The sequence below is a fragment of the Porphyromonas sp. CAG:1061 genome (genome assembly GCF_000435035.1).
Classification (GTDB): domain Bacteria; phylum Bacteroidota; class Bacteroidia; order Bacteroidales; family Porphyromonadaceae; genus Porphyromonas_A; species Porphyromonas_A somerae.
This window is the reverse complement of the sequence record NZ_HF988924.1, coordinates 3191-12597: the sequence shown is the minus strand read 5'-3', so window position 1 is coordinate 12597 and position 9407 is coordinate 3191. Positions and strand designations below refer to the sequence as shown.

Here is a 9407-nt window from a genome sequence, read left to right as displayed (position 1 = left end):
CAAGTCGGACGCCCAGCTAGCCCCGCAGCTAGCCACCACAACCAGCCACCTCAGCTAGCCATCGTAGCTAGCCCCGCAGATAGCCACCGCAGCAGGTGGCGGTGTCCGACCTGTCTGACTCGTCCGACTTGTCCGAGAAGGGCACCCCCGCAAGGCCACTCCAGCCACCAAAAAATAGGCTACAGAGTCTTGTGACCCTGTAGCCTATGACCTTGCTATTTAGTATCTATTATTTACGCTCCTTGTGCTTTTCCAGTTGCCTTTCGAGTGCTTCACACGCCTCTACCACTGCCTCCTCAAAGCTATCGGCCTGCTTCTCACTAAAGAGGTCTGGCCCCTTGATTGCGAGAGTGATTCGAGCCTTCTTATTATTTGCCTGCTCAGGCTTCTCCAATGTGAGGACGATCTCTGCATCGATGATCTCGGCATAGAATCGCTCTAGCTTGGCGACACGCTTCTCTACAAACTCCTGCAACTTCTCTGTCATGTCAAAGTTGACTGCCTGTACCTTCGTCTTCATGGTTTGTTCTCCTTTCTTTACTAGACTCCCTACTTCTAGGGTGTGCGTTATACATTTTACGAAGCTCCTCAAAAGTGGTGTGTGTGTAGACTGCTGTGCTAGAGATAGAGTCGTGTCCTAGTAGCTCCTTGACGCTCAACAGGTCCGCCCCATTATTGAGCATCGCTGTGGCAAAACTGTGCCGTAGGATATGCGGGCTTTTCCTTGAGTATTGTGGCAGTGGGGCCAGTGCCTCCTTCACCACTTTGTACACATAATCTGCCTTGGCTGGCTTGCCCTCGTCATTGAGTAAAAAGACCTCTGTCTCCACCTTTGGACTTCTGTACCCCAAATATAAATCTATTTTCTGACAAATCAAAGGACCGAGCGGTATAATTCGCTCTTTATTCCGTTTTCCGAGTACCTTCAGCTCCCCTTTCGTGGTATCTATATCCCCCAAATGCAGTCCCAATAGCTCCGCCCGACGCATTCCTGTTTGGAAAAGTAGGTCCACTACAAAGGCCCGCTGCCACGCTACTCGTTTCCCTTCACTAGTCGGCTCCTCCTCCGCCTCCTTGTAGAGCCGTTCGATATGGCGAGTGAGCAGATCGGCATTGACAAAAGTGGGGAGATACTGCCCATCCTTCGGCACCTGTACCGCCTTGAATGGGTTGTGCTCCACCTTTTCGATCTTCATTAGATAGCCGTAGAGACTTCTGAGTGCCGAAAGCCGTCGCTTCACGCTGCGAGTGGTATCGGGCGTCTCCATCAGTTTTATGAGCGATTTTCTTGCCCGTCGGGTATCCACCGAACACAAAAACTGCTCCAGTGCCTCCCCCTCCAATTCATTGCACTCCTCCAGCGTGAGCCAGTGCTCTATATCGGTGAGGTAGGCGACAATCGAGAGCTCCGACATCCCTCGCTCATACTGCAGATATCTCCTGTATCGTTCGAGTATTCCATCCATCATAGCCCAAAGTTACACTTTTTTGGTAAATTTGTGTGCCTATAGTGATTAATACTGATCAAATATAAATAACATACGAACAACTAAAACTAAAGCATTATGCAACTACTTGAGAAGATTGTGGCCAATGCCAAAGCGGCAAAGCGTCGCATCGTATTGCCAGAAGGGCTAGAGGAGCGCACACTACGTGCTGCCGATAGGATTTTAGCCGAAGGGGTAGCCGACCTTATCCTGATCGGTAATCCAGATGAGATTAAAGCGAAAGCCAAGGAGCTAGGGCTCACACACATCGCTACAGGGGCTACCCTCGTTTGCCCCAAGGGCAATCCCGATAAGGAGAAGTATGCCAATATCCTTTATGAGCTTCGTAAGAAGAAGGGGATGACCCTAGAGGAGGCAACTGCTCTAGCCGAGAATCCACTATACCTCGCTTGCCTTATGATCAAGGCGGGTGATGCCGATGGTGAGGTGGCAGGTGCCCAAAACACTACTGGCAACGTACTTCGTCCAGCCCTTCAGATCATCAAGACCGCCCCTGGTATCAAGGTGGTGAGCGGTGCCTTTATCCTACTCACCAAGGCGCCTCAATATGGTGCCGATGGTACCCTCGTCTTTGGCGACTGCGCCGTGATGCCTGCCCCAACTGCTGAGGAGCTAGCTCAGATTGCCGTCTCTAGTGCCGAAACGGCTAAGACCCTAGTGGGCATTGAGCCAAAGGTGGCGATGCTCAGCTTCAGCACTAAGGGAAGTGCTAAGCATGAGAATGTAGATAAGGTGACAGAGGCTACTCGACTAGCTCAGGAGCTCGCTCCAGAGCTCGCTATCGATGGTGAGCTGCAGGCCGATGCTGCCCTTGACCTCAAGACTGGTAGCAGCAAGGCACCAGGTAGCAAGGTGGCAGGTCATGCCAACGTGCTTATCTTCCCCGACCTTCAGTCGGGCAATATCGGCTACAAGCTGGTACAGCGTCTAGGTGGTGCCGAAGCGATTGGCCCTATCCTCCAAGGTATCGCTATGCCTGTCAACGACCTTAGCCGTGGCTGCTCCGTAGAGGACGTATATCACATGGTAGCCATCACCAGCAACCAGGCAACTGCCGCATTGAATAATAAGTAAACGAGAAAGAAATAGATAGATTATGAAGATATTAGTGCTAAACTGTGGGAGCTCATCAGTAAAGTATAAGCTCTACAATATGCAGAATGAGTCGGAGATTACCAGTGGTGGTGTAGAGAAGATCGGTCTGCCCGACTCTTTCCTGAAGTTCAAGACCTCTGATGGAGAGAAGGTAGTTATTGAGCACAATATGCCTACCCAAAAGGAGGCCGTGGAGCTGATCCTCGATACCCTGATCAATCCTAAGTATAGCTTCATCAAGAGCTACGAGGAGATCGGCGCAGTAGGACACCGTGTGGTGCATGGTGGTGAGAGATTCAGCGAGAGCGTATTGATCAATGACGAAGTGCTTAAGGCAGTTGATGAGATCAGCGTGTTGGCACCTCTCCACAACCCTGCCAACCTTAAGGGCGTGGATGCTATCACCAAGCTTCTTCCAAACGTAAAGCAGGTAGCTGTATTTGATACCGCCTTCCACCAGAGTATGGAGCCAGAGGCCTATATGTATGCCCTTCCTTACCGTATGTATAGCGATCTCAAGGTGCGTCGCTACGGGTTCCACGGCACTAGCCACCGCTATGTGAGCCAGCGTGCTTGTGAGATTTTAGGCCTTGACTACCACAAAGCAAAGCTCATCACCTGCCACATTGGTAATGGTGGTTCCGTTACTGCTATCAAGGGCGGTAAGGTACTCGATACCTCTATGGGATTGACCCCTACCGAAGGCTTGATGATGGGTACTCGTACTGGTGATGTGGATCCAGGAGCACTCGTATTCATTATGGAGCAAGAGGGGCTAGATGCCAAGGGATTGAGCCAATTGATCAATAAGGAGTCGGGCGTTGCCGGCTTCTCAGGCATCTCTAGCGATATGCGCGACTTGGAGAAGGCCATCTCCGAGGGCAATGAGCGTGCAAAGCTTACCCTAGCTATGTACGACCACCGTATCAAGAAGTATGTGGGAGCTTATCTCGCACTACTCGACGGAGCAGATGCCATCATATTCACTGGTGGTGTAGGTGAGAACCAAGCTAGCACCCGCGAGTATGTATGTGACCACATGGAGTATGCTGGTATTGAGATTGATAAGGAGCTCAATAATAGTGTAAGAGCTAAGGAGGTAGTCCTCTCTACCGACCGTAGTAAGGTGAAAGTACTCATCGTGCCTACCGATGAGGAGCTACTGATCGCTCGCGATACTCTCGCCCTCGTGAAGTAAGATACACCTTATATATATGAGTAGCCCCCTCGGAAAACCGAGGGGGCTATTTTTAAAGGATATCCCATGAGCTCCATAGTGTCCGAGCCGTCTGATAAAGTACCTTATCGGACAAGTCGGACAAGTTGGCAAGTCGGACGATTCGGACAAGTTGGCAAGTGCTTCACTTGATTTCTCCCTATACTCTCGTCCCATTTGCCGACCTGTCCGACTTGTCTGCCCTGTCCGATAAGGTTCTGGCAGAGAGGCACCATGCTTATTTGGCGAGGGCGTGGCGTTGTAGTTGGAGGGCTTTTTGGATCATCTCTTGCTGGAGTTGCGGGTCGTGGTTGGCTTGTAGGCGAGGGATGTACTCTGCCTCAAGGGCTTCTAATTGCTGTGCGAGGCCAGTGCCATCGGGGCGGTAGATGAGCGGCATATAGAGGTAGCGACTCTCCTCTACCGTGCGAAGTGGGTAGAGCTTCTCCCGCTTTAGCTGTTTGGCTAGTGAGGCGATGGTCTCCCTATCAGGCGTAGCTCTCTGAAGCTCAGCGGGGATTTCGTTGATGGTCCACACGGGAATAAGAGGAGAGAGGTAGGGCTGTCCGATCTCCACCCATGAGGTGGTGAGCTCAGGGTTTTCGCCTTTGGCTACCCCCTCTACCAGGATCATTGAACTGGTATCATAGCGTGCGATGAGGTCGTCGGAATCAACAAATCCGCTGCGACTAGGGAGCTGCCCCTCCTCTGCCAGTTCTCGATAGTCTATCTCCATCAGACCGTGGTACATGGAGCGGCTCAAGCGACTGCCAAGTAGCTCTACAGTCACCTCTCCTGGCTTTAGAGGGGTGAATAGATTAGCTGCACAGCGGAGGCGGACATATCCATACCCCTCGTCTTCGGTGCCGGTATAGGAAAAGTTGGTGCGAAGAACGTACCCTTCGGGAGCCTCATTGGCATCAAACTTGGTCCAAGTCTCATTATTCACTTCGTAAAACGCTGCACCCCCTTCGGCGTCAATGACTCCAAAATGGGCCGCCAATCCCATAGGTCGGGGGAGGGCATTGAGGAGTGCTTCAAACTCTGTGAGGTTGCGACACTCGGCGAGGGCACGCTTCATCAGCACGCCTTCCTGATCAATGTAATCGCCAGTATAGCCGTGGTTGACATTGAAGGAGGCACTATTCATAATGGCAAAGCCGTGGCTATTGTGTCCACCCCACACCTGTAGGCCAAGGGTGTCGGAGTCGTTGACCAAACCGACATAGTAGCCGAGGGGGCTTTCGAAGCGTTGCATATGATTGTCGTACGCTTCGGTGTCGCGGAGTTTCCAGATCATTGGTCGCCCATTCTTGGTGAAGCGACCTGATAGCACAGCAGTGGTGCAGGCGATGGCTTGTGTGGTAGCCAAAAGCAATAGCAGTGTGGTGAGTAGTTTTTTCATAGTGTTATGCATTAATGGGTGAGTAATTCTCCAATGACGTAGTTGCTTCCACCTACAAAAAGGGTCTCGGCACCTAGCTCCTTAGCTCTCTGTATCGCCACTTTGTACGCCTCGTGTATGTCGGGGATCACCTCGCTATGGGTGACACCGACTGCCTTGGCAAGAGCTTGGAGCTCTGTGGCAGGAAGGGCTCGTGGCGTGTGGGCTTGGCAGAAGATATAGTGAGCTTCCAAAGGAAATTGGGTTACCACGTGGGGCACATCTTTATCGCCCGCCATACCGATGAGCATCACGAGACCGCCCTCCTTTTGCCACTGTTGTAGGGTGGGGGCAAGGTGTTGCCAGGCATCGGGATTGTGCCCTGTATCAATGACGATAGTGGGGTTGGTCTGCTGAATCACTTCCAATCGCCCCCTCAGTCCGTAGTGACTTAATCTCTGCAACCCCTGGTGCAAGGCGGTATCCTCAATCTCATATCCCTTGGTGCGGAGTAGTAGCAGCACCTGTAGCACACCCCCAAGGTTTTCGATCTGATATTCCCCTCCTAGCGGTAGGGTGAAGGTGCCAAAGTGGGCGGTGGTTACCTTGTATCCAATCTTAAGTGATTGGTACATCAATATCTCCTCCTCTCGGTCGGCGAGGGTAAGGGGAGCCTGGAGCTCTTTGGCCTTTGCCACCACTACCTCGGTCACCTCTTTCTCAGAGCTTCGGCTCAGCACTACAGGGGTGTGTGGCTTGATGATGCCTGCCTTCTCGCCAGCAATAAGGGGTAGGGTATTGCCGAGGTATTGGGCGTGGTCCATGCTCACATTGGTGATGAGACTGACCAAGGGCTGTATCACGTTGGTGCTATCCAATCGACCGCCCATGCCGACCTCTATCACGGCGATATCTACCTGCTCTTTCGCAAAGTAGGCGAAGGCAAGAGCGGTGGTGAGCTCAAAGAAAGTGGGGGATAGCTCTGGTGGCATCTTCTGCCGTATCATCTCTACAAATTGGACGACAAACTCCTCCGATACCATCTCCCCATTGATGCGAATCCGCTCACGGAAGTCGACGAGGTGGGGGGAGGTGAATAGCCCCACCCGAAGACCACTCTCCGCAAGGGTAGCCGCCAACATAGTGCTGCTAGAGCCTTTGCCATTGGAGCCGGCAATGTGGAGGGTGGTGAGCTGTTTGTGGGGTGAGCCACAGAGCTGTAGTAGGGTCTCCACTCGCTCTAGTCCTGGTTTATAGCCCGAAGCTCCTTCCTTTTCAAACTGTGGTAATTGCGAAAATAGATATTCTGTTGTCTCTTGATAGGTCATCTCTCTATTCCTCTATAGGGTAATACTTTATTCCTCACAAAGATAACTATTTTCCAGATTTGTAGAGGTGCCCTACCAGTGGTGTTTTTTATCGGGAAGTCGGGCAAGTCGGACGGGGCGGACAGGTCGGACGAGTCAGAGAATGGAGTCTAGGGTAATCTTCGTCCGAGAAAGGTGTTCGTGCAAAGGGATACAAAAAAAGCACCCGCTGGGGTGCTTCTTTCGTATTGCTCTAGGGGGGATTAGTAAAGGTCGAGCATCATTTTCACTTCGTTCTCATAATTGGGCACCCTTACCTTATGGTATCTAGAGAAAGAGGGGCTCAGGATTACTAGGTACATATCGCTCACCTCGATGTCGTAGTTGCGTTTTAGTATCTCAGCGTAGAGGTTTTGCTGGAGTGCAGCGTGGATAAATGGGGTGTCATCAAGGTGGCTTATCACGCCATGCCCTTTTTGCCGGAAGTTACTCCGATTGGGCTGAAAGTGTCCGTCTACTTCACGCCCCATGCGTCGGCTCCGTTTCCAATCGTACATTGTATAGGAGCCATCCATCTCCTGTACCAGTAGGTCGAGCGTCCCTGCTAGCCAATGCTTATCATCATAGATCATCCACTCGGTGCGGAAGGGGTCTAAGCGGTGGTCACGGACAAATTGATTGAAGTACTCCATCTCCTTTTCAATGCTATAGGCCCGCCCTATACCGCCCTCTTCAGGTACTAAGTCCATACTACTCTCGGGGATCTCGCCCAAGAAGCTTTGCTCTATCTGAGTATGCAGAAAGGTGCCCAAGTTGCGTGCGACATAACCTTTACTATCCTGCTCCTGCTTTTTTTGCTCCTTCTGCAGTTCGGTAAGCTTATCATCGCGATTAATCCAGAAGTAAGGGTCATAGGGGTCGAAAAAGGAGGCAATGAACGAGGTGACCGATGTGAGGGGCTCAATCCTCCCGATATGTGTGTAGGTGTGACTATCTGCATCAAACCGGAGATCTCCATCTCTCTCAAATGCATTTCTTTGATTGTAATTCATATCCTTATTTCTCCTTTATACCTGTTCTCTATACTCTGCCTAGAGTGGGTTATTCGTCCTCTTCGTTGCTTTCTTTCACTACAAATGGGCGCTGTAGACTTTGCTTGAGTGAGATAAGTGTCTCGGTAGAGACCACTCCCTCAATCTGCTGAAGCTGGTCATTGAGGATGTGCATCAGGTGGTCATTATCTCTTGCGTATAGCTTAATGAGCATAGTGTACGGCCCTGTGGTGTAGTGTATCTCCACCACTTCCGAGATCTGCTCCACTTGCTTCACTACCGTGTTGTAGAGTGATCCTCTTTCTAGCACGATTCCTACGTACGTGAGGGTCTTGTATCCGAGCGCGTTGTAATTGATGCAGCTTCGTGACCCCTGTAGGATACCGCTACCAATAAGTCTCTGGATACGCTGGTGTATGGCTGCTCTGGATAGGTCACACGCCTCTGCAATATCCATATAGGGTCTGCGTGCATCTTCAGAGAGCATGTTGATAATCTTGATATCAATCTCGTCTATCTTCTTCATACCGGTATTATTAAAATGTACGTGCTTGCTAGTGAATTGGACAAAGTGTTTCAGTTCTTCCGACAAAGATAACAAAAAACAAGTCAATTCACAGCACCCAACCGATCTTGTTTGTTAAGGAAGCTGTCGATAGTGATAGATAGAGCTGATGTTGTAGGTACGATGTAGATGATAGAGAGCTAGTGACTTCACTGGTAGCGTCTCCTCTTTGCCCAACATCGGTAGCTGATACATCTTGGTTCGATTCTCTACTGCCGGCCCAGTCCTCCCTTGATCCAACCACGAAAGATAGAGCTTCCGTGTATAGGGGTCTGCACCGATCGTAAGGAAGTAGCCTTGGCGACTATCATACTCGGTACGGCTACCGATCCTAAAATAGAGCTCCGCCTCGGGGAATTGCTCAGAGGAGTTATCCAGCTTCAGTGGGATGCGGTATAGGCTACGCATCTTGGCATCGGAGCCTGTGGCAGTAGTGAAGTAGAGGTACCCTTCCTTTGTATCATAGTAGCTCCCTCGACCAATCGATGGGGAGGTCCAAAAGGTAGCAACCACCTTCGACTCCTTGAGGGAGAAAAGGAAGTTCCGCCCATCATTATCGGTAAGCACACGGTAGTCTCCAGCAGCGTTATCGGCTCTGATACCTCCTTTCGAAGCGATTGGAATCGACTTTGCCTTTTCGGATCCATTGCTAAATAGGTAGATATTAGGGTCGTCTCTCAAGACGAAGTACGCCTTATCTTCGTATGAAAAAGCAGACCGTAAATAGTTAGAGGAAAGCCCCTGAAGGGGGATCATCTCCTCACTATCAACTCTATTGAGGTAACGGTATCGACGGGAGTTTAGGGCAAAGTAGGCGTCGCCAGTATTGGTGGTACAAGAGCCAGTGACCCATTCGTTGAACTCCTTTGAAGGGAGGATGATAGGGATACTCTTCACCAGGCTAAGATCGCTCCGTCGGAGAATGGTGAGCCGTGAGGTATGTGGTCCATACTTTCCCTCGGTAAAATCGTACTTTGTCATCAGTGCAAAGTAGTTGGACGAGGCGGAGAGATCCATCTCGCAACAGACAGCCAGTGCTGGTACCTCCTTGATCAGCTCCTGATAAATATCACGATCAAGTAGCTTCCCATCGCGGTCCAACAATCGCAAACTAGGGAGCTCCGATACGCCATCAGGGATATTAACGATGATCGAGGAGAGCCCTGCCTCACAGAGGAGCATGTAGCCCTCGTACCCTGTCAGTGGGCGGGTGGGCCGATCCTCCTTGGGCTTTGGCGTAGGCTTCTCTGGCTCCTCCTGAGGGGTGGGCTTAGGGGGCA

General features: G+C 51.0%; 9 protein-coding genes. 2 read left to right on the top strand and 7 right to left on the bottom strand.

Annotated elements, in window-relative coordinates:
• Window positions 1-229: 229 nt before the first annotated feature.
• Window positions 230-520 (bottom strand): ribosome hibernation-promoting factor, HPF/YfiA family, encoded by a 291-nt coding sequence (gene hpf / locus QVO39_RS06000; protein ID WP_021903431.1) that lies wholly within the window; start codon window positions 518-520, stop codon window positions 230-232.
• Window positions 489-1469, bottom strand: a complete 981-nt coding sequence (locus QVO39_RS05995; RefSeq protein WP_288171842.1) for a tyrosine-type recombinase/integrase — start codon at window positions 1467-1469, stop codon at window positions 489-491. Before QVO39_RS05995 ends, hpf begins: the two co-directional genes overlap by 32 nt.
• Window positions 1470-1565: 96 nt before the next feature.
• On the opposite strand from QVO39_RS05995, the gene pta reads away from it, so the two are divergent.
• Window positions 1566-2582, top strand: coding sequence for a phosphate acetyltransferase (gene pta / locus QVO39_RS05990; protein WP_021903429.1), 1017 nt, complete (start codon window positions 1566-1568; stop codon window positions 2580-2582).
• A gap of 22 nt (window positions 2583-2604) precedes the next feature.
• On the top strand, window positions 2605-3801 hold the full coding sequence (locus QVO39_RS05985) for an acetate/propionate family kinase (RefSeq protein WP_021903428.1): 1197 nt from the start codon (window positions 2605-2607) through the stop codon (window positions 3799-3801).
• A 256-nt stretch (window positions 3802-4057) separates the two neighbouring features.
• On the opposite strand, the gene QVO39_RS05980 is transcribed toward QVO39_RS05985, so the two are convergent.
• The 5 genes from QVO39_RS05980 to QVO39_RS05960 all read right to left on the bottom strand — a co-directional run.
• A complete protein-coding gene (locus QVO39_RS05980; protein ID WP_021903427.1) occupies window positions 4058-5224 on the bottom strand; it encodes a carcinine hydrolase/isopenicillin-N N-acyltransferase family protein in 1167 nt (388 codons plus the stop codon).
• A gap of 11 nt (window positions 5225-5235) precedes the next feature.
• The gene (locus tag QVO39_RS05975; protein WP_021903426.1) at window positions 5236-6531 is read right to left on the bottom strand and encodes a bifunctional folylpolyglutamate synthase/dihydrofolate synthase; all 1296 of its coding nucleotides are present in this window, start codon (window positions 6529-6531) and stop codon (window positions 5236-5238) included.
• Between the two features lie 242 nt (window positions 6532-6773).
• Window positions 6774-7562 (bottom strand): hypothetical protein, encoded by a 789-nt coding sequence (locus QVO39_RS05970; protein ID WP_021903425.1) that lies wholly within the window; start codon window positions 7560-7562, stop codon window positions 6774-6776.
• A gap of 49 nt (window positions 7563-7611) precedes the next feature.
• Window positions 7612-8088, bottom strand: a complete 477-nt coding sequence (locus QVO39_RS05965; protein ID WP_018028821.1) for an Lrp/AsnC family transcriptional regulator — start codon at window positions 8086-8088, stop codon at window positions 7612-7614.
• A gap of 114 nt (window positions 8089-8202) precedes the next feature.
• On the bottom strand, window positions 8203-9407 hold a 1205-nt coding region (locus QVO39_RS05960), incomplete at its 5' end, for a hypothetical protein (RefSeq protein ID WP_288171840.1).